This window comes from Acidaminococcus sp. (assembly GCA_022482815.1).
GTDB lineage: Bacteria > Bacillota > Negativicutes > Acidaminococcales > Acidaminococcaceae > Acidaminococcus.
Genome location: JAKVOM010000001.1, coordinates 2,468,449 through 2,494,463 on the forward strand (window position 1 = coordinate 2,468,449; position 26,015 = coordinate 2,494,463).

Here is a 26,015-nt window from a genome sequence, read left to right on the forward strand (position 1 = left end):
CTGCCTGCGACCGAGGATAGGGTATCGGCTTCCATGTTACGGTTAACGAGGCTGATTCTGCTTTACGCCTTGCTCATCGCATTTGGCATTACGGCTCTCACACTCCCTGTCTACGCTTCATGCTCACCTCACGGCTCTGCATGCAAGACTCGGTACCAGCTGCTTGCTGGGCTTTACTGGATTCGGACTTTCACCGAACTACACTATTCACGCCGAACTGGCGCACATCCTCCACCGCTGTCGTCAGCGCTTCCTGTGGTTAGCGCTGACTGCGGTTCTCCTCTAATTTACTTTCCTCCCCCACTTCGTGGTCCCTCCTTCCGAGCGGACGGAGGTGGCAGAGGATTTCCAAACCTTACGGTTTGGCTTAACATATAAAAAAAGCGCCCCGATTCTGACGAATCGGGGCCAATCACAATGAAAAACAAGGAAGAAAATGAACAGCAAAAATGGAGAAACTTATTTTCCGGGCCATATCCGCTCACAGAGAGATACATCCCCGGCAAACAGGCCTCCCCAAGCTGTTACAGCGTAATTTTGCTGGTATCACGATAACCAATCCACTCGGCAATGTTGTCGGAATGGTCAGCCATCCGCTCGATGTACTTTACAATCATCGTGTAGAAGATATAGTCCATCGCTTTGTCAGGAGCTTTACCGATAGAACCGGCAAACTCCTTCAGAAGATTATTAAAGAGAGCGTCGACCATATCGTCCTTATCTTTTACCAGCTTTTGATCAAAGGGTTCATGACGGAAATACCCTTTCAGGACTTCCCGAACCATGGTCGCCATAATGTCATACATCTCAAGCAAATGTTCAGGAAGTTCCACTTTGGTTCCTTCCTTTGCCATCACCAGGATGTAATAACTGATATCAGCGCAGTGATCGGCAATGCGTTCCAAATCGGAAAGGATTTTCAGCGTTGCCATCAAATTTCTCCAGTCGCGGGCAACCGGTTCCTGAAGCATGCTGAGTGCCATATCCTCTTCCATGCACTTTTTGATCAGGTCATTGATTGCCTTGTCACCATGATAGATTTTTTCGGCCAGATGCACGTCATTGTTCTCAAGAGCAGATCTGGTACTGTCAATTGTCGTGGTGAGCGTTTGAGCCAGGTTCTCCAGGTCTTTTTCCAGAGCCTTAAGGCCAGTATCGTATTTTTCCAACATAATGTGACTCTCCTTATTCTTCAGCCGAAACGACCCGTAATATACTCTTCCGTCTTCGGATTGGACGGATTGGTAAAAATATGAAGCGTATCATCGAATTCAATAAGGTTGCCAAGCAGGAAAAAGGCCGTTTTGTCAGAAATACGTTTTGCCTGCTGCATATTGTGCGTTACGATGATAATCGTGTACTTTTCCTTCAGCTTCAGGGCCAGATCCTCAATCTTCTGTGTAGAAATCGGGTCCAGTGCAGAAGTCGGCTCATCCATGAGAATGACGGAAGGACGAGCGGCCAACGTACGGGCAATACACAGGCGCTGCTGCTGACCACCGGAAAGACCGAGCGCACTGCTGGAGAGACGATCCTTCATTTCATCCCAGCAAGCAGCTTGTTTCAGGCTCTGTTCCACAATGTCATCAAGGGTACTCTTATTGTGAATTCCCTGGATACGAGGACCATAAGCAACATTTTCATATACGCTCTTCGGAAACGGCGTCGGCTGCTGAAAGACCATGCCCACACGGTAACGCAGAGCCAGGAGGTCACATTCCGTAAAGATATCTTTCCCCTCAAAGCGGATATCTCCCGTGACGCGGCAGCCTTCGACGAGGTCGTTCATGCGATTCAGGGTCTTTAAAAAGGTAGATTTACCACAGCCGGAAGGTCCGATCAGAGCAGTAATCTCATTTCTTTTTATATCCATGGAGACCTCATGCAGTGCCTGATGCTCTCCATAGAACAAATTCATGTTACGAATCTGGAACACGTAATCGTTCGCGTTTTGAGATTCGGCGGTACCCTGTTTCAGGGCTTCATCTGTAGTTGCCATTAGCGATTGCCTCCCATTTTCTTATCTAAGTGATAACTGAGGGCACGTGCAGCCAGACTGAAAGAAACAACAAGCACGATCAGAATAGCGGAGCAAACAGCCGCCTGTTCGTTTGCATTGGCTTCCAAGGCTTCCGTACGCAGTGCCCAGATATGTAATGTCAGTGTCTCGCCCGGCCGGAACGGGTTCAGTGGGCACAGGCGACTTGAAACGTCCCAATTGTCCCAATGAATATCCGTAGACATACCAGCAGTGAACATCAAAGCAGCTGCTTCGCCGAAGCCACGGCCTGCAGCCATAATGAGCCCCGTCATGATGCGTGGAAAGGCAGCAGGGAGCAGGATACGCCAAATGGTCTGCCATTTGGAGGCTCCCAGGCCATAACTGCCCTGGCGATAACTGTCAGGCAGACTCTGCAGGGCATCCACTGTGACAGAGGTCACGAGCGGAAGCATCAGGATAGAAACACTGAGTGCACCGGCAAACAAGTTCCATTGAGAACCCGTCATTACGATAAAGACGAGGTACCCAAACAAACCGACAACAATTGAGGGCAAAGAAGAAAGTGTCTCCACAGCCATACGTACTGCCTTAACGACTTTCCCCTTTCTTGCATATTCGGAAAGAAAGATACCGGCCGGAACACCGAGTAAGGAACTGAAAACCAAGGCCAGAAAAACCAGGTAAAGAGTGTTAAACAGCTGATTGCCCAGGCCGCCGTTTTCAAACGACATGATCTTGGCCGTCATATGGCCAAACCCCTCTATCATGACATAACCGACGAAAGCAATCAGCAAAATAACCGCCAGCCCAGCTCCGGCAAAAAAGACCATGGTCATAAAATGGTCCATTCTCTTTTTAGCATTGACAGCTGAGTTCATTAGCGTTTATCTCCTTTTAGTGTAAACATATCGTTCATCGTATGAATGATAAAAATAAAGATGAAGGACAGGATGAAAAGCAGCAACGCCATCGTCCACAAAGCCGCACTATACTCGCCGCCTTCCATGGCACCGCCCATATCTGCGGAAATAGCCGTGGTGAGCGTGCTCGCCGGAAGGAACAGCGATTTTGGGAATACCTTCATCTGACCGATCACCATAGCAACGGCAAGTGCTTCCCCAAAAGCACGGGCCAGTCCAAGAATGATGCCGGTTACAATACCACCCTTGGCAGCGGGCAGAACTACGTGTGCAATCGTTTCCCACCGGGTAGCTCCCAGTCCATATGAAGCCTCACGCCAAGCCTGCGGCACGGACGTCATAGCATCAGCTGCCATCGTCGTGATTGTCGGATAAATCATGACGGCGAGTACAATACCCGCCGCCAGAAGCGAAAAGCCAAAGGGCATGGGAAAGATTTTTCTAAGGAAAGGAATGAGCACCGTCATTCCGACAAAGCCGTAAACTACGGAAGGAATCCCCGTGAACAGCTCGACAGCCGGCTGAACCATTCTGCGCATCTGCGGCGTCGCAATTTCGGTCATAAAGATAGCCGAAGCAAGGCAGAGCGGCAGTGCGAAGATCAGGGACAAGCCGCACACAGCCAGGGAACCGGTAATGAACATAGCGGATCCGATTTTCCCGCCGCCTTCCGCAGTATCACTCGGATCCCATTCTCCTGAAAAGAGAAATTCGGATAAGGGGTGATGGAAGGTAGTAAAGGTATCAGTCCCTTTCACGAAAAGGAAAATACCTATCAGGAACGGAATCAAAGTCATAATCAGGCCACACGCCGTGATGAAAATGCGGGCTGTCCGCTCATCGCGATGGGCCTTTTTTACAGCGGACGTAATGGATGTCATAGAAAAGTCTCCCTCACCTTGGAAGAGGCTCTTAGTGAACCTCTTTGGTCTGCATCTTGGAGCTTACGCCGTAGCCCAGTTCTTCGATGCGCTTACCATATTCGGAACCAGTGATGAAGTCAATGAATGCCTTCACAGCCGGTTTTTCTTCCTTAGCCGTATAGATGTGTTCGAAGCCCCATACCGTATATTTGCCGCTGTAAGTATTTTCCAGCGTCGGTTCTACACCATCGATGGAAAGCTTATCAACAGTCTTATCATTCACCAGATAAGGCAGAGCTACATAACCGATAGCGCCGGAGTTGGAAGCTACGCTCTTTACCAGGATACCGGAGTTATCCGTTTCCAGAGACTTATTGTCGGCTTCTTCCGCGCCGTTAATAGCATATTTCTTGAAGAGTGCACGAGTACCGCTGGTCTTAGGACGGGTTACCAGAATAATCGGTTTATCCGGGCCGCCAACTTCTTTCCAGTTGGTAACTTTAGCCGTAAAGATATCGGCCAGTTGTTGTTTGGTCAGGTTCTTGACTTTGACATCCTTATTGACAATAGGCACAACAGTCATAACGCAGATTTTGTGATCCTTCAGCTTAGCAGCCTTATCTTTCGGCAGCTTGGCTTCAGCAGGCACATCGGAGTTCCCCATATCTACGGAACCATCGGAAACCTGCTTCAGGCCCGTACCGGAACCGCCGGCATTCAAAGTGATGGAAACGTCTTTGTTCTTGGCCTTGAATTTTTCGGCAGCATCCTTTACCAGAGGCAGCAGAGCAGAAGAACCAGAACCGGTGATAGTACCGCTAACAGCACCGCCGGCAGATGATTTCGGGGTTTCTGCTTTCTTCTGGCCACCACAGCCAATCATACTCGTTGCCATAACAGCAGCCAGAACCGCAACAGCTAATTTTTTTGCTTTCATTGAAAAATCCTCCCTTTGTGTTCACATCAAATGATTTAAGTCTTCTTCGTTTACAGCCATATCGTAACAGCCACATGTAAGAGAACCGTATAATCAATGTAAAATTTTGTAAAATTTGATACGACATGCAAAAGACGTATCCTGACCGAGAAGCTAATACCTTGATGAGCCGTTTTGTCTGGCTTTTATCAGTAATGACGGGTGAATCAAAAAAGGGGCTGTCGCAAGTGACCGATTTTTAATCCCTGAAATAACTTGCTAAAGGCCCCAATTTGCCTTACTTTTTAGTTGAATATGTTTTGAGATGAAAAAAGGGCGCACGAAATTAAGCAACTCTAAGTTGCTTTTTTTCGTGCGCTCTTTTTGTATCTTTTAGGCCTCTTTTTTCAGCGGATATAAGTGCAAATCCTCTTTGCCGTCTTGAACTTTGTGATGGACCTTCAGGACATTCCGTGCCATGGCACATATTCCCACTGTTACCAGGGCATTTCCTTTGCCTCGGGTTTCTAGTCTTCTGACGTTTAATGAATCCTTGAGATCCGCAAAGGCTCCTTCTGCCTGTATACTGCGGTTCATCCTCAGTTCCTTACCATATTCGGAAGTAATGTTCTTCAGGGATTCTGCCCTCAATGCAGCAAAATTCTTCGAGACCACTAATTTCTTGTTTCTTTTCTCCATGGGTGTCCTGCAATTGTTCCCATGGATGCACTGTTCCTTGTAGGGACAACCGCTGCAGTCCTTACATTCGTAATATGTTTTCTCTGACACATATCCTGACCGGTTCTTTACCTGGGTTACTTTACTGACTTTCAGCAGTCTCCTACCTTTACAGATATACATGTCTTGATCAGGCAAATATGTCATGTTTTCTGCTTTGCCGATGTCGTTCTTATACTTTTTCCTCTTGCTTCTTTCATAATTGTTAGGCTTGATATATGAAGTATACTGATTCTTCTTCAGCCAGACCAAGTTCTCTTCGCTTTCATAGCCTGCATCGGCTACAATGTTTGCAAATTTCTGACCGAAGTGGGCTTCAAATCCTTCAAGAAAAGGAATGAGTGTCCGCATATCTGTTGGATGTGCACTCACATCTGCAAACAAGGTAAAACCGGAATTGTTGGCATATTGGACATTGTATCCCGGCTTTAAGGCGCCATTAAGCATGGCGTCTTCTTTCATCCTCATAAAGGTAGCATCCGGGTCTGTTTTGGCAAAGCTGTTCCGTTCCCCACAGATGTGAAGCTGCTTCGTATACACCTTAAGCCGTTTGAGATAGTTAGCTAAAATCTCATAGTACTTCTGTAGAATGGTCTTTCTTTTCCCACATCCGTGAACAAACTCGATCCCTTCAGCCCGCTTTATGACAAGCAGTTTTTTTAGGAGCTTCTTTAAATGACGGATGTGGAAAGTGTTTCCGTAACAGACCTTGATTCCGAAACGTTCCTCGATTTCGGGAACCAGTTGCTCCAGTTTCTCTATGAGTTTGTTCTGGCTGCCTAAGACTCTGTTTTTCCAAACAAATTTGTATTTGTTTGCCACAGATTCAATTTTTGTCCCATCGATGAACAGGCTATCCAGCGTGATGAAACCGCGAGCCAGCAGCCATTTATCCATCTGAATCATGAGCTCCTTGATACATGGTTTTAGATGGAGGGAACAAAATCTTGCAATGGTTGCATTATCCGGAGCTTTTTTCCCATCTAAGAGGAACATGAAATGAGTGTCTCTTTTACAGGATTGCTCTATCTTACGCGAACCACGAATTCCTTCCATACATGCATAAATGACGATCTCCAGCAGCTGAATTGGTGACGTTAATTTATTCTCGACATGAGAATACGTGTCATACAATGCCTTTACATCCATCCCTTCTACCATGGCACGCACCAAGCGAACAGGATCGTCATTAGGGATTTGTACTTCAAAATTTAGAGGAAGAAAAAGTTGATAAGAACTGCCAATTTTTGTATAATCCTTTTGTGTAGGTTTGTTTTTTGGCATATTTAAATTCTACACCAAGGCGCGGTCTCATTCAATGAGGCCGCGCCTTGCTTTTACCTTGTTTTTGATACAAAAGGGGCCGTCGCAAAAAGCGACAGCCCCTTTTTCACGCTTTCCGCAGCCCGCCGTCCACATCCCGGCCTTAGAAGAAAAATGACCTTTCATTAAACCCAACCGTCAGGTTGGGTATTCCTTTGGGACCTCCTTCCACGCAGTCGGAAGGAGGAGGCCACGAAGTGGCGGAAGATAGTACCAATCCAATGCTAAATGCCATAAACAAAAGGATAAAAGTACCTTTTTAAAATAAAACCTGAAATTTAGGTTATCTGCTAAATTTCAGGTTTTATATCCTATTTTACTTGAACCAAAAACTTAAACACACTGCTGTCGCCGAGGCTAAATGGCATATGCCAAAAGCCAAATGCGTTTTTTATTTTTTCACAGGCACATTTTTACTTATGCCTGGGCGGCCGCTTCCTGCTTTGTTTCCCCTTTAGGAAATCGAATAATGAATGTCGTACCGTCTCCCACTTCGCTTTCCACGGTAACTGTACCATGATGAATATCTATAATATGTTTGACGACAGCAAGACCAATCCCCGTTCCCTTGATTGTCTTCGAGCGGCTGGAATCCACACGGTAGAACCGCTCAAAGATGCGTTTCTGCTCACCCTTGGGAATACCGATGCCTGTATCACGAACCGTATAGACAGCCTGATTTCCCTCATCCTTGACAGTCACATAGATATGACCGCCCTGGTGATTATACTTAATAGCATTATCGATAAGGTTCATGAAGCATTCACGCAGCAGCCCCGGATCTCCTATCATCGTAGTTTCTGCAAGGTCGAGATGCACTTTGACTTCTTTATCCTCGAGTACAGGATCCATAAAAGCCACGATATCCCGTGTGACCTCGTCGAGACGGACAGGAACCATGTTCACCTTGATCCGCTTTTCCTCGATACGCCCCAGATGCAGGATTTCTTCAATGAGTTCCAACAGGCGATGGGATTCTTTATAAATCAAATTTCCGAAATGAGCCACATCATCATCATTCTGGAAAAGTTTTTCCTTCAGAACTTCCGAAAATCCGCTGATAGAAGTAAGCGGCGTTTTCAGTTCGTGGGATACGTTGGAAGTAAATTCGCGGCGCAGCTGCTCCCGTTCTTCCATTTCTGTAATATCGCTTGCAATAAAAAGAAAACCATAAAACTCGCGTTCCAGATAAATCGGCTGCCGCGTCACGGCAAAGAAAATACCGTCACGTTTGATTTTCTCGGTATCAATGGTCCCTGCGGGCGGAACAGGGCCTACGGTAGGCCAGGAAACTTCCGGCAGAAGAAACGACAGATTTTTTTCTTTCACCCGGGGTTCACTTTTTTCATGAAGAAGTTCCACGGCACTTTTATTGGCTGTCAGAATCTTATAGGAACCATCCGTTAAGATTACAGCTTCCTGCATATTTTCAAGAATCAACTTCACCATATTTCTCTGACGTTTAACCTGCTCGAAAGAAGCGGAAAGGGCTACAGCAAGGTCTGCAATCTTGCGCACGAGAGGTCTGACTTCCGAATCAATATTTTCAATTTCCTGTTCGTCAATATCACTGATTTCAGCCGGCCCGCTCTGACGCACATGGGAAATGAGGTGCACAGCATGACGGAGCGGATAAAGCAAATCCACCGATAATTTTCGGGAAGCCCATAGACAGATGAAAAAAGCCGCCATCAGAAATGCCAAAAAATAGGGAGCCATCGAAGCCCAGTGACCATAGATATTGCGTTCTCTTATGCCGGCCCGCAGGACGGAACCATCCGGCATCCGAACTGCTTTATAAAGAAGATTTTCCGAAACAGTCGTGGAATCGCGCACGGCCTTGCCCTTACCATATTCCAGTGCGTCTTTCACTTCAGGACGGTCGATATGATTTTCCATCTTGTCTTTGTCATAGTTGGAATCGTAAAGCACACTGCCGTCCTGACTGATCCACGTCAGCCGAATATAAGGTGTGTCAAAACCAAGTTCTTGTAAAAACTCAATAGGACGGTGGCTCTCATTCATTCCTGCCGACACAGTCCGCAATGAAAGGTCCAGTTCATCTTCGGCATGACTTTCCGTATAACTGTGAAAAAGCCAAGTAAAAATCCCTGTCAGGATGAGCATGCAGGACACACCCATCATGAGCAGGGATAAAAAAATCTTACGTTTCATGCGTGACCCCCGATTTGATAGCCAACGCCGCGGACAGTGCGAATAATTTTTCCGCCTTCTCCCAGCTTCTGGCGCAGCGTTTTAATATGCATATCAATAGTGCGGCTTTCGCCGGCATACGTAAATCCCCAGACGGCCTCCATAATCTGTTCGCGTGTCAGCACTATGCCTGAATTGACGAGAAGATACCGCAGCAGTTCAAATTCTTTTGCCGTCAGCACACATTCCTTGCTGTCCACAGTTACAGTGTATGTATCCGTATCCAGCGTAACCGGGCCATAGGACAAAGTATGTTTTTCTTCGGTCGTATTCTGACTGCGGCGCAGCACCGTACGGATGCGGGAAATCAATTCCAGGATACTGAAAGGTTTGCAGACATAATCGTCAGCACCGCCGTCCAGTGCCTTGACTACATCATATTCACTTGTTTTTGCCGTCGCCATAATGACAGGCAGATCCTTGTATACGGGATGGTTGCGGATTTCTTTTAAAATATCCGTTCCGCTCTCGCCCGGCAGCATAATATCCAGCAATACAAGCGAAGGTACCTTCTTTTCCATGGCGGACCAAAAGGCCTTGCCGTCAGCGAAGGTTTCCACATCAAAATGCTGCCCCTTCAGGGCGTATGCCACCAATTCCCGAATATTTTCGTCGTCCTCGACACAATAAATGAGCGACAATTTGCTCGACTCCCTTCAGAAGTTATGATTCCATGTTTCGGATACAGAAAAAATAAGGTAATTATCCCCGGTACATTTATTATAACAAATAAGTTCAGTGGATAAACCCTGGAACCGTAGAAAGAAGGTAAAGGACGTGTAAAATTTGGGTAAAATTTCTTCCTCTATATTTACATTCTTCCCTTAATCCCTGTGAGATCTGATTTCGAACTATCTATCTGTCAATCAATTTGGTGTCAATTAATGAAACAATCGCAGTATAAGATTCAAAATGACGCTGATTACGATACAAGTCACGATAGGAAAGTAAAAGCTGCCGTGTTCTCCGGAAATATGGATATCCCCGGGCAGATGTCCCAGCGGCAGAAAATTGGAGCCAAATTCCATGACGACTCCGATAATGACCAGAAGAATTCCCAGGGTAATGAGCATTCTCCCCATCGTCTCACCTCCTCTGTCGATGATAAGGAAGTCCAAGCCGTCGGCTTGGACTTTCTTATCATTATCTTACTCCACTTTGTGGTCCGCACTCCTTTCGACTACGTAAAAGGAAACGGCAGTGAATAGCAGATTTTCTCTGTCTGCCGCATTTCATTCATAAAGGTGCTCCAACAGGCAGATATAAATTGCAAATTACGCTACACCGGGAAAAGCATTCACGTAGCGAATTCTGATATCAGGAAAATGCGTAACAAACTGAATCGTAAAGTCTTCGCCATATTCCACGAACTGCCATTCCCCTATTTCTTCGGGAAAATGTTCTACAACCTTTACGTTCAAATCCGGAAAAGCTGTCACAACCTGAACCTTCACATCAGGATTGTACTCGACGACACGGACCTTACCGCACATTTTAATATTATTAAAATAACCATCATCGCTGATTACGGAAGAAGCAAAGCACGTTGCCGCAAGGCAGAAAAACAGTCCGACTATGATTGAAAATACAGTCAACTTTTTCATGACAATCCCTCCTTCGCTTATTATAACAAATTTGGAAAAAAAGAAAAAACAGGGACAGAGAAACAATGAATACTCATTGTTTTTCTGTTTCGCATGCGGTGAACAATAGCAAGCATAAACAAGAGACTGCAAAAATTAGGTTCTTCACGTTTTTTTCGGGAGTATACCTCTTACGGTCGGAATTGAGAGGTAGCGAATTAACGTGAAAAAGTACTCATCATCTCTGTATCCGTACGCTCTTCTTTTGGCCACTTTAATCTTGTTGTTGAAACCCTCAAGCTTCCCTGTGTTTATCGGGTACAGGGCATGGTTCACCAGACCGTCTATCCTTGGCAGCTTAATCTTAGCAAACCTAACCAGGGCCGGAATCCCGCTGCCTAGTGCAGCTTTAAACCAGCGCTTCCATCCTGCAAGAGCCTTGTCATAGTCCCTTAATTCATAGAGGGCTACCATCTCTTCCTTCATGGAATAACATATTGCCAGATCCTCGTGCTCTGCAAAGATGGCCTGCAACGCTTCTTTGTTCTTAGGATTCAGCCTATCTTCATTGGTGAGTAACGGCCAGCGGACTTTCTTCAATTTGTGGTAGCTCTTCTTTTCATTGAATATCTGCTCTTTCAAAGCCGGCTTGTCTTCATTGCTTGCGTCTTTTAATGCTTCTTGCATGTTTCTGGCTTTATCCCTATGCATTCTGGCCTCATCAAGTCTTACTACACCTAATACTTCCTTCCCGAATTGAGCCTGCATGTGGTAACGATCATACACGACCTTAGCTTGCGGCAGATGTTCTTGTACCAGCTTGTTGTAGGAAGCGTTCATATCCATGGCGACTGCCTTGACCTCTGTCAGCTTTGTCTGATCATATTCCTTGAAGAAATGCTCGAAGTCAGCTATCGCCCGACCTCTGCCGACCCAGAGAATATAACCTGTCGCTAAATCCATGACGCAAGTGGCATAAGTGTGTCCCTTATGGATAGCAAACTCATCGATGGCCAGAAAACGGGGCTTGTAAGAGGTCAGCTCCAATTCCATTTCATATTTATCGAGAGATTCATCCATGAGCTGTTTGTGGACATAGCGAATCGTGCTCCAGTGAATTCCTGACATCTTGGCAATTGCATTGGCAGGGATTCCATTACGAAGCAGCGTCTCAATCCAAAGGGAAGCCCTCATGGTAATGCGAGTCCCGGGATATTTAAAGGGAATAGGCTCAGTGATGGTTGCATGGCAGCAGGAGCAACGGAAGCGATGCCCTTCAAAGCGGATCATCCTGGTATGCTCAGGATACGCAGGAAAACTTTTCAAGTAGGTAGAAAATGGCTCGTAAGAATACATTTTCTGACCACATTTAGGACAACGGAAGTCGGTATATTTCTTTTCACTGCAAATAACAATCTCCTGGCTGTCATCAAAAGGGTCTTCCGGCATGAAGACATTGTAAAAGACATCTTGACATTCTGCATTATTTTGAATAGTGTAATTAGTAAAGGACATTTTCTCCTCCCAAGGTATGGTTTCGTCGCTTATATTTTGGAGGAGTTAATGTCCTTTTTCAATAGTCAAATGTCTTCTAGTCCACAAATTTCCGTGAAGAACCAAAAATTAAAAAGCGCATTTAGCTTTTGGCCTATGGCATATAGCCTCGGCGATAGCAGTGTGTTAAAGCTTTTGATTTAAATAAAATATAATAAAAAGCTGAAATTTAGCAGGTAACCTAAATTTCAGCTTTTGTTTTAAAAAGGTACTTTTATCCTTTTGTTTATGGCATTTAGCATTGGATTGGTACTATCTTCCGCCACTTCGTGGCCTCCTCCTTCCGACTGCGTGGAAGGAGGTCCCAAAGGAATACCCAACCTGACGGTTGGGTTTAATGAAAGGTCATTTTTCGTCCACAGGCGAAATGCGGGCTGCGGAAAGCGACAAGGGACTGTGAAAAAATGAAATCATTTTTTCACAGTCACCCTCTCTAACACTATATTTATTTTGTCTCCGGCCCTCCCGTGTGAGTATGGGCGATAGGAACCCATGTTCTGGACGGGAAGAAGAAGGCACTGACCGCAACAAGTGTGATCAGGATGCAGTAAAAACCGCAGGTCAGGATACCCGGCAGCATCTTTTTGACGCTGAGACCACTTTTCTTTACAGATAAATATCCTGTTCTGACACTTAAAATGTATAGGAAAATCCACCAGATAATATCCTTGGGAGCAAAAAGCGGAAGACCTTTCACAGCATTATAAACCAGCCAGCACACGTTGGTAATAAAATAAAATCCGAAAATCGTACACAGCAAAATGGGAATAAAGTTATCGATGAGCCGCATATCGAAATTGATTTTAAAATACCGCAGCCACACTCTCCAGTAGGTTGTAGCTATCTGGAAATTTCCGGTGCACCAGCGGCGAAGCTGGCTGATCATGGTATGGAACATAACAGGCTGCTCATCATAAAAGTGAGCCTTATCCTGATATTCCGGGAAGATGCCCTTGAAGTTCATCTGCATGGAAAATTCCATATCTTCCGTTTTGGTCACAGTGTGCCAGCCGTCCTTACGAATCAGGGAAATATCAAAACCGAATCCCGTTCCGGAAATAATAGCCGGCATATAAACATTGTACCTCGGAAGACAGTACAATTTATCAACCGTCAGCCAGTACATGGAATACCACTCACTGATCAGGTTGTCATAGGGATTCAGCGGCAGCCGGTTTCCCATCACAAGCCGTGCACCGTTACAGAAGCTTTCATTCATAGCAGAAAGGAAATCAGGGTCTGCCACATTATCGGCATCGAAGATGATTACATGGGTATAAGCATCTGCATACTGCTTCAGAAAGATTTCCATCCCCCATTCCAGTACAGCCCCTTTTCCGCTGCGGGGACCCGATGTACGCTCGAGTACCGTCACCTGTTCATAGCGTCTGCCGATTGCCACGGTACCGTCTTTACAATGGTCAGCCAAGAGAAAAATATGGAAATCTGCCGGGTCGTAATGCTGGCTGATAAGACTCTTGAGAAGCTTATCCAGCACGCGTTCTTCGTTATGCGCACAAATGACAATAGCGAACTTTTTGTTTTCCTGTGCCGGCATAGCGCTCCGCTTCCGCGTAATCATACCGACAAAAATAGTGCTGCACGCCCAGAGAAAAGTTACCAGCAGAATAACCTGAATGACTAATGTAAAGGTGTACATGGCTATGCTCCTTACATGCCCGTCATGACCAGAATAACCACACTCAGTGCGCCAATCGTATACTCAATGACCGGTTCTCCAAAGTTAGACTGGAAGAGCCAGCAAAAACCGAAAGCCACAGCAAGAGCCGTCAGAGAAATACGCAGGATAGCTACAGCGAGGAGATGGGAAGTCCATTTATCATCACGGATTTGCTCCCATACCGCTTTCCCGTTTTCCCGGAAGAAATAGCGTCCGGCGTACATGAAAACCGTTTGCGCACCGATGATGGAAAAAATCAAAGTCGGAATCATAATCGGTAAAAAAGCCTTAGTAAAAGGAACAATCCGCAGCATTTCACTGCCAAGTCCCATCCAAAGCCCCACTGGAACAGCAGAAATGATGGAAAGGATAAACGCCATGGTTCTCGTCCGTCCATCACAAACAAGAAGTACCGGCTCCCGTTCACTGCGCATTCCCTGCCATACCCGGAACGGCACATAGGCACTTAAAAAGGCCGTTAAAAATTCAAAAGGAAACAATATCGGCTGAGCCATGACAGCCATGGATCCCAAAAGAGCCCCCAAACCGGCCGAAAAAGCTCCCAGTCTGCCAAACACCATCCCGTAAGTCAGGGATAAAAGGGCATTAAGATGCAGATCTGGTACTCCCGGAATCAACGTAAACGCCCGTCCCGCCATGGTCACCAGGGAATACACAAAAATGAGCATGCAGCCCATCTTAATACGTTCTTTCATGTTATTACATCCAGCTTTCCCTCATTAAATTATTTTACTTCCATTCATTTCTATTGACCGCAGTCAGGTTTTTGGCCTTGATTTTGTAATTCTTCCCACAAGGTTTGAATTGTCTTTTTATATACGGGATGAATCACCTGCGGTGCTATCTCTGCCAACGGCTCAAGTACAAAAGAACGGTGAATCATATCGGGATGAGGTAAGTTCAAATCGTCGCTGTGTATGACTTCATCCCCGAAAAGAAGGAGATCCAAATCAATATTCCTCTCCCCCCAATGACGTTTGCGCTGCCGGCCCATGGCAAGCTCAATGCCGAGCAAAGTATGAAGCAATGACTCAGCGTCCCCGTTCCACAGGACTTCACATACGCCATTTAAAAATTCCGGCTGGTCCGTTACTCCATACGGCGCGGTGCGGTAGAAAGAAGACACTTTGCGAATCTGGATTCCTGCCTCTTTCATATGAGCAAGAGCCGTTCTCAGATTGTTCTCCTTGTCTCCCAAATTACTTCCGAGGGCGACATAGGCTATTTGCGGCATTCCTGAATCGCCTCCAGCATCCGAATCAAACGGACATTTTCTTTGACATCGTGCACGCGAACCATCTGAGCCCCGGCATATACGGCCGCTGCGGAGAGAGCCATGGTGCCTTCCAGCCGTTCTTCTGTCGGCTGATCTCCCAGAACGTGACCGATAAAGCCTTTCCGGGATCCGGCCAGGAGCACAGGCATACCATGCCCCGTCAATTCATAGAGTCCTTTACAAAGCTGCAGGTTGCCATCAACATCTTTGGCAAATCCCAGTCCCGGATCGAGAATCATCTGTTTTTTCGTAAAGCCCTTTTCCAGGCAGACATCTACACGCTTTAAAAGATATTCTGCCACGTCCGTAACGACGTTATGATAATTTTTCATTTCTGCCCTGACCATGCTTTTCGGGGTTCCGCGCATATGCATCAGAATGATAGGTGCCTTATATTTCAGGCACGTATCCAGCATAGCCGCGTCTCCGGTACCGGCTGTCACATCGTTAATGATATGGGCGCCTGCATCAAGCGCAGCCTCAGCCGTAGCGGCATGATAGGTATCAATCGAAAGCACGGCCTGCGGATAATACTTCTGCAGGACCTTCACCGCCGAAATGACGCGCCTTTTTTCTTCTTCGGGCGTCACAGGGTCAGCACCGGGACGGGTGGATTCTCCGCCGATATCAAGAATTTCAGCACCTTCCTGCAGCATGCGTCCCGCTTTCGTAAGGAGTGCTTCTTCGCTGCTTACGCGGGAACCGGCAAAAAACGAATCCGGCGTCACATTGAGAATCCCCATGACACACATCTTGTCATAAGACAATACCCTACCATTGGCCAATACCGTCTCCGGTTTTCCCGGGGCCAGGAACTCCTGCAAATCATCGATAACCTTTTGGATTCCGAACCAGGCTGCCATGGAAGAAAGCTTGCGAACCAGATACGCATAGTGGTCGCGCCTTCCGATTAAAAGCAAATCGGAGTATTCGGCCGAACAATTCACGGTTCCCTTCTCATCGGCGCACTCGGCTCCTATGGCCAGACATTCCTGCTTGATGATATTGGCAGCCGGCGATTTGACGTGAAGAATCCTTACCGGGTACCAAAGCGCTTTCTTGGCCATGATTTTCTGTCCGGCCGGATGTACATCCATCTTAGAAAGTTCATAAGCGACTTGGTCACATGGAATCGGAATATACATGACTATTCTCCTTTTTCGACACAGGCAAAGGCGTTGTGATTATGGATACTTTCCTGGCTTTCCACCGTCACAGAATACCATTCAATGCGTTCGTCCGCATTGAGGCGAATTGCAATTTCACGTGTTGCGTCTTCCACAAAGCGCGGATTTTCATACGCTTCTTCTGTCACAAATTTTTCGTCCGGCCGTTTCAGCAGGGAATAAAGAGGAGATGAAGCGGATTTTTCGGCAATATCGACCAGTTCTTCGATCCATACAGGTTTGGTGGAACGAATCACCATTTTGGCCCAGGCACGCTGGTTGTGAGCTCCATACTTACTGATTTCCTTAGAGCACGGGCACAGTGTATGGATAGGCACATCGACGCCGATATCCAGCTGGAACTTATCTCCTTTTTCTGCGCGGTAATGACAGGATACATCCAGGTAGGATTTCTGGCCGGACACAGGAGCAGCTTTTTCAATGAAATAAGGAAAATCCATTTCAATGAGCGCCTTTTTGGCACCCAGTTTTTCTTTCAGCGTATCCAGCATGACTTCCAAGCCGTGAGGATGGACCGGTCCCATCAGTTTCAAACATTCTACAAACCGGCTCATATGAGTTCCCCGCTGTTCATGCGGCAGATCTACCGCCAATTTAACAGTAGCCACAGAATGCTGCACCCCATTCTTGGGATCCTTTAAAAGAACAGGCCAGCGCAAGTCCTTGATACCCACGTGTTTCAGAGGAATATGTCTCACATCTTCCTGAGACTGTACATCTTTCAGCATGTTTCCCCCCTGTATACCAGACCGCTTGTCTTCGTTTCCCACACTTCGATTTCATAGAGCTTGTAATTGGGCCCCGTAAGCGGTTTTTCAAGCTGCTGCCAAACCCAAACGGCAATATTTTCCGCGGAAGGCTGCGGCAGCAAATCATTCAGGCACGTATGGTCCAGCTTATCCACGACCAGTTCCTTCACGGTTTTCTTGAATTGAACAAAATCAAGCACCATGCCTTCTGCATCGCGCGTACCTTCCACTTTGACTACCAGCTTGTAGGTATGGCCATGCAGATGTTCACATTTGCCATGATAGTTGGGAAGATAATGGGCCGCATCAAAATCAAATTCCTTAATACAAATCATATGGTTCCCTCCTGTAAGTCAAAATCATTCTGCCGCAATGCTTCATAAAGCACAATGGCTACGGAATTTGCTAAATTAAGTGACCGTGCTTCGCTGACCATCGGAATGCGTACACAGTCCTCTTCGTACTTTTCCCGGAAAGCAGGATCAAGGCCTGCAGATTCCTTGCCGAAAATCAGGAGAGAATCCGGCCCGTAATGCACCCGTGCGTACGATTTATGGGCATGGGTCGTGAGCAAAAAGCGCGGATTATCCGGATATTTGGCAAGGACTTCTTCCACGGAGTCATAATAATGGATATCTACCAGATGCCAGTAGTCAAGACCGGCACGTTTCAAATATTTATCGTCCACGGAAAATCCCAGCGGCCGCACAAGATGCAGCGTAGCTCCCGTCGCGGCACAGAGCCGGGCGATATTGCCCGTGTTCCCCGGAATTTCCGGTTCTACCAAAACAACATGCATTCCTTACACCTCTAAAATAATTTCTGACCTCCGGAAACGGAAATCATAGATTTCATCTGCTCATGGATATTCATGATTTTCTCTGAATAATAGCTGCCCATGGCCCAGGTACCGTTAAGCTGCGACCAGGTAGTCGCAAAGCCGGTGTTTTTCTTCAGGCGGACAACCATATCATAGCGCGGGTCAACAATCGGCGTCAGCGGAATCCGGTCCGTTGTGTAGGCCATCAGATGCTGGATATGTGCCCGGACGCCAAGCTCCGGCGTGGAAAAATAGGCACCGCGCACACCGCCACCCGTTGTACCCAGCCCGCAGAAGTTATTCTGCGCCGGCACCACGGTTCCGCCAAACGTAAAGAACCCTGTTTCGACAAGGGCCTGACAAAAAGCGATGTCCCAGCGAATACCTTCCCTCCGCGCTTCCTTGTAGTAAAGCTCGACGATTTCTTCCGGCGTAGCCGCAATGGGGAGTTTCGGATTATAAAGTTCCAATAAGGCAATTGCCTGCTGACGCGTCACATCGGCATCCCCCATGATCGTCATCGACTTGTAGTCTTCCGGGATATGCCAGATAGAAGCCTGCGTCATCAGGCGGTCTGAAATTAATTTTAAGTTGGGGTCGGAAATGACTTTGCCGGCCATGTTCCTCTCGCGTCTGGATTCCAAAGTGAGAGGCGCAGGTAAGGAAACAGCCTTGCCTTCAATTTCCGTGACAACCCGTCCCAGAATACCCTTAAACGGGGCCGCCGGGGAAGCTGCCTTAGCATCCGCCTTCTGGTTCTTTGCTGCCTTGTACTGCGCTTCCGAAACGGAAAACGGCATAACAAGAAGCATAAAAAGCAAAAACGGAGTCACTATTTTCATTTTATTATTCACACTTATCTTCCTCTTTTTCTGGCAGCAGCACCAGACTGACAGCCATAATGAGTGCCGCGGCAAGGATACCTGTCGATGTCGCGTTCAGGATACCGATTCCCTTCCCTCCGTTAAAAATCCGGAGTCCGAGAACCACGGCTACGCCAATTCCCGCCGACAGGAATGCTCCTTTGACGGATGCCCGTTTGGTAAACAGCCCGAAAAGGAACGGTGCCGCAAGGCAGACCGTCATAAGTGAATAGAAAATGGCCATGGCCGTAATGATATTTGCCATATAGTAAGCGGCAAATATGCCGATAATTCCACAAATCACTGTGATGATACGGGATACATGAAGCAGCTCGGCATCCGATACCTGCGGCCGGATAAAGGTCTTATACAGGTCCTTGCTGAGCGAAGTAGCGAGCATGTAGAGTACCGTATCACATGTGCTGATTTCTGCCGCGAAAATGGCAGCAAGTGCCAGCGCTGAAATTCCCACGGGGAGCATTTCGCGCATCACCTTAGGCAGTGCCAATTCCTGATTTTGCAAATCTGGAAAGGCCGCAAAGGCACACATTCCGATCAGCATCGGCAAAAAAGCAAAAAGAAGCTGAACAATGCCATTCAGAAGCGTCCCCTTACGAATAGCCGCTTCATCACGGGCACTGTAAATTTTTCCGATAAGTCCCGGGGAAATGCAGAAAGCCGGCGTCAGCATAATGAAATACCCCAGAATCGTCGAAGTTCCCATACCATCCCACGAAAAATAACGGGATACGGCCGCAGGGTCGGCAAGATGACTGCTGACGGCAGCATGAAGCCCGTTCCAGCCTCCAACATACTGCAGGGCAAAAGGAACAGCCAGGCAAAATCCAATCAAAATCACGGCAAGCTCAATGATATTGACAATCGCTGCCGATTTTAAACCGCCTGATGAAAAATAAATGGTCACGACGACGGCGGCAATCATGATACCGTATAGCTTCGGTATATCGGCGGCCACATTCAAAATCCAGGCAATACCCAGAAGCTGTCCCGAAAAAAGAGCCAGCGTTCCGAGCGACATCAGAATAGACGTTACCCCTCGAAAAGCCGGTGAATAACGGTCATCCAGATAGTCACCCATGGTAAAGAAATTTTTCTTTTTGGCCACCCGCCAAACAGCAGGGCCTACTACGTAAGCAAGAAGCAGGGAACCTAGTCCGCTGCAACCAATCCACCACCAGCTGGAAACGCCGTACTTATAGGCCAGTCCGGTCACGCCGACCGTAGAACCGGCACCGATATTAGCGGCAATCAATGTCGTAAAAAGCAGCTGCCAGCTGAAAGAACGTCCCCCTACAAAAAAGTCTGACGCGCCTTTCACGTGATGCCCGATAAGATACCCCAGCAAAACGAGCAGCGCCGCATACCCAATAATGACAATAAGATAAAAGTTCAAGCAGTTCTCCTTTTTATAGAAACTTCCTTTTATAAGTGCACAAATTGATACGTATACAATTCTACTTTACTTCCCGCAACTTGTAAAGCTTTCTTAACAGTAGAAAAAAGCAGTAAAGTACGTAAAACTATGACTATTAACCCTCTGACAAATCCCGAAGGCGGCAGGAGTTTCCGGATAAAAATCGAAGGAGTATAAAGAAAGAGCTGCTTTTTTGTAGTAAAATAAAGGCAGAAGTTTAGAAAACTTTAAGAAGTTTAAATAACGTGAGAAGGAGGATGCAATTATGACTGTTTTCCATTATATCCACCATTCCTGCTTTACCTTGAGTGACGGCAAAACGACGCTGCTCTTCGATCCCTACCTGGACGGCAACCCCGAGGGACTGCACGCCCGCGACATCAAGGCAAACTACATTTTTGTCAGCCATGCTCATGGCGACCATCTGGGTTCAGCCTATGAAATTGCTAAAAATAACGGAGCCCTCATCATCTCGACGGCCGAAATTGCCAATGACGCCCAGGCTCATGGATGCTCTTCCCATGCCATGCACATCGGCGGCACTTTTAAGTATCCTTTTGGCAAAGTGCGTATCACGCCTGCTTTTCATGGCAGCGGCATTGCCGGCGGCCATGCCTGCGGTTTTATCGTCCATTTCGACGGCAAGATCTTCTATTTTGCCGGTGACACGAGTTTGTTCGGCGATATGAAACTTCTGGGAGAACTGGAAAAAATCGATTATGCCTTCCTCCCCATCGGTGATAATTTCACGATGGGTCCCGATGACGCCGTACTTGCGGCGAAGTTTTTGGGCGCTCACACCGTTATCCCGATTCATTACAGCACCTGGCCTATTATCGCTCAGGATCCGGAAGCATACAAGGCAAAAACGGAATCAGAAACGAACGCTAAAGTTCTTGTCGCAGCTCCCGGGAGCACGGTAGAACTGTAAAGCAATTAAAATCAAACAGGCTGTGAAGAAATCAAAAGTCATTTCTTCACAGCCTTTTTTTTGGTTCTTCACGTTTTTTTCGGGAGTATACCTCTTACGGTCGGAATTGAGAGGTAGCGAATTAACGTGAAAAAGTACTCATCATCTCTGTATCCGTACGCTCTTCTTTTGGCCACTTTAATCTTGTTGTTGAAACCCTCAAGCTTCCCTGTGTTTATCGGGTACAGGGCATGGTTCACCAGACCGTCTATCCTTGGCAGCTTAATCTTAGCAAACCTAACCAGGGCCGGAATCCCGCTGCCTAGTGCAGCTTTAAACCAGCGCTTCCATCCTGCAAGAGCCTTGTCATAGTCCCTTAATTCATAGAGGGCTACCATCTCTTCCTTCATGGAATAACATATTGCCAGATCCTCGTGCTCTGCAAAGATGGCCTGCAACGCTTCTTTGTTCTTAGGATTCAGCCTATCTTCATTGGTGAGTAACGGCCAGCGGACTTTCTTCAATTTGTGGTAGCTCTTCTTTTCATTGAATATCTGCTCTTTCAAAGCCGGCTTGTCTTCATTGCTTGCGTCTTTTAATGCTTCTTGCATGTTTCTGGCTTTATCCCTATGCATTCTGGCCTCATCAAGTCTTACTACACCTAATACTTCCTTCCCGAATTGAGCCTGCATGTGGTAACGATCATACACGACCTTAGCTTGCGGCAGATGTTCTTGTACCAGCTTGTTGTAGGAAGCGTTCATATCCATGGCGACTGCCTTGACCTCTGTCAGCTTTGTCTGATCATATTCCTTGAAGAAATGCTCGAAGTCAGCTATCGCCCGACCTCTGCCGACCCAGAGAATATAACCTGTCGCTAAATCCATGACGCAAGTGGCATAAGTGTGTCCCTTATGGATAGCAAACTCATCGATGGCCAGAAAACGGGGCTTGTAAGAGGTCAGCTCCAATTCCATTTCATATTTATCGAGAGATTCATCCATGAGCTGTTTGTGGACATAGCGAATCGTGCTCCAGTGAATTCCTGACATCTTGGCAATTGCATTGGCAGGGATTCCATTACGAAGCAGCGTCTCAATCCAAAGGGAAGCCCTCATGGTAATGCGAGTCCCGGGATATTTAAAGGGAATAGGCTCAGTGATGGTTGCATGGCAGCAGGAGCAACGGAAGCGATGCCCTTCAAAGCGGATCATCCTGGTATGCTCAGGATACGCAGGAAAACTTTTCAAGTAGGTAGAAAATGGCTCGTAAGAATACATTTTCTGACCACATTTAGGACAACGGAAGTCGGTATATTTCTTTTCACTGCAAATAACAATCTCCTGGCTGTCATCAAAAGGGTCTTCCGGCATGAAGACATTGTAAAAGACATCTTGACATTCTGCATTATTTTGAATAGTGTAATTAGTAAAGGACATTTTCTCCTCCCAAGGTATGGTTTCGTCGCTTATATTTTGGAGGAGTTAATGTCCTTTTTCAATAGTCAAATGTCTTCTAGTCCACAAATTTCCGTGAAGAACCTTTTTTTTCACTACAATCCAGGTTTATTTGTCTGTTTAATTCCTTTAGAACAAAATTACCGCTGCAATTTTATTTCCATGGGCGGCCGGCGACGCGACCTGCGACCAGCGGCTTTTTACATTTTCCCTTCCGTACAGAAGTAGACGAACGGACAGTGGTCACACGTATCCGTCTTGGCCGGATAATCTACTTCCTCATGGCAGGACGCAATATGGTTCAGAAGTGCCTGCAGTTCTTCCTCCTCGGTTTTTCGGTTAGTGAGTACATAGATGGAGAGATCTCTCAAAAAATGCAGTTCTGCAGCCGAAACGGGTTTATGGTAAAGTTTTTCCGCTGCCAGCGCATAAATCACGAGCTGCCGCGTATAACCTTTTTTAGCTTCCCCGCTCGCAGGCGGCTGTCCCGTCTTATAATCAATGATTTTGAGAGTACCATCGGGCATAAAGACAAGTTTATCAATGCTGCCCTGGAAACGGACATTCTGATTTCCCACCGTAAGAAGGGGCAGGTCAAAGCCCAATTCGCCCTCTTGTTCCAAGTCTCTGACGTTCTTATAGAGATTGCTTTGTACGTAGTTTTCAATAAGAGGTGTTCCTTCTTCCTTCAGGATCCGCTTTTCAAAGGCGCTGTATTCGCCGTCTTCAAGAGCCAGCTTGACAGCATCGTCCAGCGGGTACTGCAGGGAAAGTTCCAGTGCCTTATGAACAAACGTGCCAAGCGTGGAAGGTGCGATGCGGCTCGTGCCGGCACTGACCAGATCTGGATCTTCCCCGGGCATATGCTGGTCATAAGCATAAAAGAAACGGCGCGGACAAAAATCGTAAGTAAGAAGTGCCGATGCACTCAGCTTCCATTCCCTTGGCAGTTCAATCGGCGCAGTCTGGTCAAAAACTGCATCCGGTACCGTAAACACGCCGGTATTTTTCGCGGCTTGCTCTTTTGCATCCAAAAGTTCCTTGCCTGAAACATCTTCCCACGTTACAAGGTTCTGGGTACCACGCCCAAAGACGCGCTGCAGGGATTCACTCCAATTTTCAGCACCGGAGGATTTCTTTTTAGAACTATCTGTCAGGGCTGATACGTAAAGGTATTTTTCCGCACGTGTCATGGCCACATAGAGCTGCCGTTTTTTCTCAGCATGTTCCAGGTCCTTTTCATGTTCCTTGATTTCACTAAAAAGGCTCGTTTCCACAATGTCTCCATCCGGCCCGGGCACTTTGATTCCCAGACCAGCTGACTGCATAAAATGCAGACCTGAACGGTCGCTTTGGCCGCGGTACTGCAAATCCGGCAGAAAGACGGCCGGAAATTCCAGTCCTTTTGATTTATGAATAGTCATGATATTGACAGACTGGGAATCTTCATCGAGATTGGCTGCACTTTCCCGGGCGCCAAGGCTGCGCATTATGCGGAGTTTCTGCAGAAAGTCGTCCACAGAACCCCCTTCATTCATAGCAAAGGTAACTGCCATAGAGCGCAGTTTGCGCACGTTGGCCAGTTTCTCCCGGCCGTGAGGCTGCGCGCACAGTAACGGTTCCATATGCAGTCTTTCCATGATATCGTCAAAAAGTTCCGGAAGGGAGCTCATTTTTGCTTTGATATGGAGTTCCGTCAGTGTTTCATAACAGGACACAAAAGGTTCCGTAATGGCCTGTCCCAAGGCTTCCCACAGGGTAAGATCAGGCCATTTCTCCCGCAGCTGCATAATTTCATTATCACTGACTCCGCCGTAGGGAGAACGAAGATAGCCGGCAACTGCCCAATCCTGCTGCGTATTGACAAGGCATTCAAGAAGATTGATGATGTCGACAATCTCCTGACGCTCATAAAATCCCTTGCCATCGGTAATATTGCAGGCTATTCCTGCTTCAGCAAGAGCTGCTGCATAAGGATCTGCGAGGCGGATGGCAGAAACCAGGATGGCCACATCGCCGTAAGAAATTTCGGGGTGAGCCGTTTTAAGTTTCTGGATTTTCTTTACGGTCCAGCGGGCCTGTGCCATGGCCGCTTCCTGTTTGGTCAGGTCCGTCGTATCGATAAGACCGGCCACGGGATTCGCTGTGCTCTCCTGATGCGGCACAAGATTCTGAGAGGTAACATCAGCCTGCGGATCATTTCCCAGAAGGTCCCTGAAAAGCGTATTGCAGGCAGTGATGATTTCCGGCGCCGAACGAAAATTGTCGGCCATGACGATGTTCTTGCCGCCGGCTTTTTCGATATCATCGCGCACTTTGCGGAATACGCTTACGTCGGCACCGCGGAAACGATAAATGGACTGCTTGGCATCTCCTACCACGAAGAGCTTATCTCCTTTCAACACATTCGCATCTCCGCCGCACAGAAGATAAACCAGTTCTTTTTGCTGCAAATTCGTATCCTGAAATTCATCAACCATAATCGCATCAAAACGATTCTGATATTTTTGGCAAAGTTCCGGATTATCCTTAAGGAGCTGTACAGCCCGCCCGGAAAGGAAGGAAAAGCTGAAACATTCCTGACGCAGTGCTTCCTGCATCAGCCTTTCATAAAGGTTCTTGAAAACGTGCTGCCAGGCACGGGCAATGGAAATGGCAGCCTCATCGTTTGTCAGCAGGGCATAGTCTTCTACGCTGCTTTTCCAGGCTTTGATGAGGTCAGAAACTTTACCGGCTGCCCGCACTGTCGTAAAGGTGCCAAGCGACTCAAAATCGGCGTGGTCAATCGCTGTCAGGATATCTTCTTTTTGTTCCAGCATGGCCATCAATTTTTCCTGTGTCTTTTTACCGGCCTCATTGATATGAGCGAGCAGTTCTTCCAACGCCCTGCGGCAAGTTTCAGCCAATACATCCTTCTTTGCCAGCCGCTCTTCATACGGGGCAGCCAAGTCTTGAATGGCTAATACATCGGGCAGACGTTCCACAAAGTCAAAAAGAATATCGGCAAGGCGGCGCGGGGTATAAAGATGAAGCAATTCTGCAACATCGTTATTCCCGCTTTTTACCATATCATTCAGGAAAGCAGTAATCGTGTCAGTACGAAACTGCGTCGTCTCATAATCTTCCTGCACTTCAAAATTGGGATCCATTCCTGCTTCAACCGGATTTTCCCGCAGGATGAGACTGCAGAAGCTGTCAATTGTCGTGATAAAAGCGCGGTCAGACGCCTTAAGCTGTTCCTGCCAGTGAGCTTTATCTGCACCGCTTGACGTTTCCACGCGCTCCAAAATGGCCTTTCGTACCCGTTCTTTCATTTCTTTTGCTGCCTTACGGGTAAAGGTAATGGCAAGAATCCGGCCGGCGTCAGCCTTCGGATCTTCCAGAATATGCAGGAACCGCTCTACAAGAACGCGGGTTTTTCCGGAACCGGCACCAGCTGATACGGACACATTGCAGTGAAGGGTGGTAATGGCCTGCTGCTGTTCAGGTGTAAAGTTTGCCAT

At 47.1% G+C, this 26,015-nt stretch carries 23 protein-coding genes; 1 reads left to right on the forward strand and 22 read right to left on the reverse strand.

The features are described 5' to 3' along the window. Positions 1 to 524: 524 nt before the first annotated feature. From phoU to LKE33_10730, 20 genes are all read right to left on the reverse strand, one after another. Positions 525 to 1,172 (reverse strand): phosphate signaling complex protein PhoU, encoded by a 648-nt coding sequence (gene phoU, locus LKE33_10635; protein ID MCH3951374.1) that lies wholly within the window; start codon positions 1,170 to 1,172, stop codon positions 525 to 527. A gap of 20 nt (positions 1,173 to 1,192) precedes the next feature. Beyond that, positions 1,193 to 1,918 carry a phosphate ABC transporter ATP-binding protein PstB gene (pstB, locus tag LKE33_10640; GenBank protein MCH3951375.1) on the reverse strand — a complete coding sequence of 242 codons (726 nt, stop codon included), beginning with the start codon at positions 1,916 to 1,918 and terminating at the stop codon, positions 1,193 to 1,195. Positions 1,919 to 1,998: 80 nt separating this feature from the next. Beyond that, entirely contained in the window at positions 1,999 to 2,880 is an 882-nt protein-coding gene (pstA, locus tag LKE33_10645; protein ID MCH3951376.1) for a phosphate ABC transporter permease PstA, read from the reverse strand. After that, complete coding sequence (gene pstC, locus LKE33_10650; protein ID MCH3951377.1) at positions 2,880 to 3,803, reverse strand: phosphate ABC transporter permease subunit PstC; 924 nt, start codon at positions 3,801 to 3,803, stop codon at positions 2,880 to 2,882. Before pstC ends, pstA begins: the two co-directional genes overlap by 1 nt. A gap of 31 nt (positions 3,804 to 3,834) precedes the next feature. Then, positions 3,835 to 4,722: a phosphate ABC transporter substrate-binding protein gene (locus tag LKE33_10655; GenBank protein ID MCH3951378.1), complete on the reverse strand. Its 888-nt coding sequence runs from the start codon at positions 4,720 to 4,722 to the stop codon at positions 3,835 to 3,837. 372 nt (positions 4,723 to 5,094) lie between these two features. Beyond that, on the reverse strand, positions 5,095 to 6,723 hold the full coding sequence (locus LKE33_10660) for an IS1182 family transposase (GenBank protein ID MCH3951379.1): 1,629 nt from the start codon (positions 6,721 to 6,723) through the stop codon (positions 5,095 to 5,097). A 456-nt stretch (positions 6,724 to 7,179) separates the two neighbouring features. Further along, the gene (locus LKE33_10665) at positions 7,180 to 8,937 is read right to left on the reverse strand and encodes an ATP-binding protein (GenBank protein MCH3951380.1); all 1,758 of its coding nucleotides are present in this window, start codon (positions 8,935 to 8,937) and stop codon (positions 7,180 to 7,182) included. Beyond that, complete coding sequence (locus tag LKE33_10670; GenBank protein ID MCH3951381.1) at positions 8,934 to 9,617, reverse strand: response regulator transcription factor; 684 nt, start codon at positions 9,615 to 9,617, stop codon at positions 8,934 to 8,936. The genes LKE33_10665 and LKE33_10670 overlap by 4 nt, the downstream gene beginning before the upstream one ends. Positions 9,618 to 9,857: 240 nt before the next feature. Further along, complete coding sequence (locus LKE33_10675; protein MCH3951382.1) at positions 9,858 to 10,058, reverse strand: DUF2905 domain-containing protein; 201 nt, start codon at positions 10,056 to 10,058, stop codon at positions 9,858 to 9,860. A 192-nt stretch (positions 10,059 to 10,250) separates the two neighbouring features. Then, entirely contained in the window at positions 10,251 to 10,580 is a 330-nt protein-coding gene (locus LKE33_10680; GenBank protein MCH3951383.1) for a hypothetical protein, read from the reverse strand. Between the two features lie 144 nt (positions 10,581 to 10,724). Further along, positions 10,725 to 12,074: an ISL3 family transposase gene (locus tag LKE33_10685; GenBank protein MCH3951384.1), complete on the reverse strand. Its 1,350-nt coding sequence runs from the start codon at positions 12,072 to 12,074 to the stop codon at positions 10,725 to 10,727. A 484-nt stretch (positions 12,075 to 12,558) separates the two neighbouring features. Beyond that, positions 12,559 to 13,773 (reverse strand): glycosyltransferase family 2 protein, encoded by a 1,215-nt coding sequence (locus LKE33_10690; GenBank protein ID MCH3951385.1) that lies wholly within the window; start codon positions 13,771 to 13,773, stop codon positions 12,559 to 12,561. A gap of 11 nt (positions 13,774 to 13,784) precedes the next feature. After that, complete coding sequence (locus LKE33_10695) at positions 13,785 to 14,510, reverse strand: hypothetical protein (protein ID MCH3951386.1); 726 nt, start codon at positions 14,508 to 14,510, stop codon at positions 13,785 to 13,787. Positions 14,511 to 14,560: 50 nt separating this feature from the next. After that, positions 14,561 to 15,049 (reverse strand): 2-amino-4-hydroxy-6-hydroxymethyldihydropteridine diphosphokinase, encoded by a 489-nt coding sequence (folK, locus tag LKE33_10700; GenBank protein MCH3951387.1) that lies wholly within the window; start codon positions 15,047 to 15,049, stop codon positions 14,561 to 14,563. Then, on the reverse strand, positions 15,037 to 16,236 hold the full coding sequence (folP, locus tag LKE33_10705; protein MCH3951388.1) for a dihydropteroate synthase: 1,200 nt from the start codon (positions 16,234 to 16,236) through the stop codon (positions 15,037 to 15,039). Before folP ends, folK begins: the two co-directional genes overlap by 13 nt. Before the next feature lie 2 nt (positions 16,237 to 16,238). Then, the gene (gene folE2, locus LKE33_10710) at positions 16,239 to 17,006 is read right to left on the reverse strand and encodes a GTP cyclohydrolase FolE2 (GenBank protein ID MCH3951389.1); all 768 of its coding nucleotides are present in this window, start codon (positions 17,004 to 17,006) and stop codon (positions 16,239 to 16,241) included. After that, positions 17,000 to 17,362: a 6-carboxytetrahydropterin synthase QueD gene (gene queD / locus LKE33_10715; protein ID MCH3951390.1), complete on the reverse strand. Its 363-nt coding sequence runs from the start codon at positions 17,360 to 17,362 to the stop codon at positions 17,000 to 17,002. The genes folE2 and queD overlap by 7 nt, the downstream gene beginning before the upstream one ends. Next, positions 17,359 to 17,826, reverse strand: a complete 468-nt coding sequence (locus LKE33_10720; protein MCH3951391.1) for a tRNA (cytidine(34)-2'-O)-methyltransferase — start codon at positions 17,824 to 17,826, stop codon at positions 17,359 to 17,361. The genes queD and LKE33_10720 overlap by 4 nt, the downstream gene beginning before the upstream one ends. A gap of 11 nt (positions 17,827 to 17,837) precedes the next feature. Further along, positions 17,838 to 18,701 (reverse strand): glucosaminidase domain-containing protein, encoded by an 864-nt coding sequence (locus LKE33_10725; GenBank protein ID MCH3951392.1) that lies wholly within the window; start codon positions 18,699 to 18,701, stop codon positions 17,838 to 17,840. Further along, positions 18,694 to 20,124 (reverse strand): sodium:solute symporter family protein, encoded by a 1,431-nt coding sequence (locus LKE33_10730; protein MCH3951393.1) that lies wholly within the window; start codon positions 20,122 to 20,124, stop codon positions 18,694 to 18,696. Before LKE33_10730 ends, LKE33_10725 begins: the two co-directional genes overlap by 8 nt. A gap of 286 nt (positions 20,125 to 20,410) precedes the next feature. Between LKE33_10730 and LKE33_10735 the strand changes: the two genes are divergently transcribed. Continuing rightward, positions 20,411 to 21,076, forward strand: coding sequence for a metal-dependent hydrolase (locus LKE33_10735; GenBank protein MCH3951394.1), 666 nt, complete (start codon positions 20,411 to 20,413; stop codon positions 21,074 to 21,076). A 68-nt stretch (positions 21,077 to 21,144) separates the two neighbouring features. Here the strand turns inward: LKE33_10735 and LKE33_10740 are convergent, their stop codons facing one another. Further along, positions 21,145 to 22,494 (reverse strand): ISL3 family transposase, encoded by a 1,350-nt coding sequence (locus LKE33_10740; GenBank protein ID MCH3951395.1) that lies wholly within the window; start codon positions 22,492 to 22,494, stop codon positions 21,145 to 21,147. Between the two features lie 218 nt (positions 22,495 to 22,712). Further along, positions 22,713 to 26,015 (reverse strand): UvrD-helicase domain-containing protein, encoded by a 3,303-nt coding sequence (locus tag LKE33_10745; GenBank protein ID MCH3951396.1) that lies wholly within the window; start codon positions 26,013 to 26,015, stop codon positions 22,713 to 22,715.

Bases quoted from the DNA above. Each gene is read 5' to 3' on its own strand.
- phoU (MCH3951374.1), bottom strand. From the start codon at position 1,172: ATGTTGGAAAAATACGATACTGGCCTTAAGGCTCTGGAAAAAGACCTG.
- LKE33_10675 (MCH3951382.1), bottom strand. From the start codon at position 10,058: ATGGGGAGAATGCTCATTACCCTGGGAATTCTTCTGGTCATTATCGGA.
- LKE33_10695 (MCH3951386.1), bottom strand. From the start codon at position 14,510: ATGAAAGAACGTATTAAGATGGGCTGCATGCTCATTTTTGTGTATTCC.
- LKE33_10660 (MCH3951379.1), bottom strand. From the start codon at position 6,723: ATGCCAAAAAACAAACCTACACAAAAGGATTATACAAAAATTGGCAGT.
- LKE33_10655 (MCH3951378.1), bottom strand. From the start codon at position 4,722: ATGAAAGCAAAAAAATTAGCTGTTGCGGTTCTGGCTGCTGTTATGGCA.
- LKE33_10685 (MCH3951384.1), bottom strand. From the start codon at position 12,074: ATGTCCTTTACTAATTACACTATTCAAAATAATGCAGAATGTCAAGAT.
- pstB (MCH3951375.1), bottom strand. From the start codon at position 1,918: ATGAATTTGTTCTATGGAGAGCATCAGGCACTGCATGAGGTCTCCATG.
- LKE33_10740 (MCH3951395.1), bottom strand. From the start codon at position 22,494: ATGTCCTTTACTAATTACACTATTCAAAATAATGCAGAATGTCAAGAT.
- pstC (MCH3951377.1), bottom strand. From the start codon at position 3,803: ATGACATCCATTACGTCCGCTGTAAAAAAGGCCCATCGCGATGAGCGG.
- folK (MCH3951387.1), bottom strand. From the start codon at position 15,049: ATGCCGCAAATAGCCTATGTCGCCCTCGGAAGTAATTTGGGAGACAAG.
- folP (MCH3951388.1), bottom strand. From the start codon at position 16,236: ATGTATATTCCGATTCCATGTGACCAAGTCGCTTATGAACTTTCTAAG.
- LKE33_10745 (MCH3951396.1), bottom strand. From the start codon at position 26,015: ATGGCAAACTTTACACCTGAACAGCAGCAGGCCATTACCACCCTTCAC.
- pstA (MCH3951376.1), bottom strand. From the start codon at position 2,880: ATGAACTCAGCTGTCAATGCTAAAAAGAGAATGGACCATTTTATGACC.
- LKE33_10690 (MCH3951385.1), bottom strand. From the start codon at position 13,773: ATGTACACCTTTACATTAGTCATTCAGGTTATTCTGCTGGTAACTTTT.
- LKE33_10665 (MCH3951380.1), bottom strand. From the start codon at position 8,937: ATGAAACGTAAGATTTTTTTATCCCTGCTCATGATGGGTGTGTCCTGC.
- LKE33_10720 (MCH3951391.1), bottom strand. From the start codon at position 17,826: ATGCATGTTGTTTTGGTAGAACCGGAAATTCCGGGGAACACGGGCAAT.
- LKE33_10680 (MCH3951383.1), bottom strand. From the start codon at position 10,580: ATGAAAAAGTTGACTGTATTTTCAATCATAGTCGGACTGTTTTTCTGC.
- LKE33_10735 (MCH3951394.1), top strand. From the start codon at position 20,411: ATGACTGTTTTCCATTATATCCACCATTCCTGCTTTACCTTGAGTGAC.
- folE2 (MCH3951389.1), bottom strand. From the start codon at position 17,006: ATGCTGAAAGATGTACAGTCTCAGGAAGATGTGAGACATATTCCTCTG.
- queD (MCH3951390.1), bottom strand. From the start codon at position 17,362: ATGATTTGTATTAAGGAATTTGATTTTGATGCGGCCCATTATCTTCCC.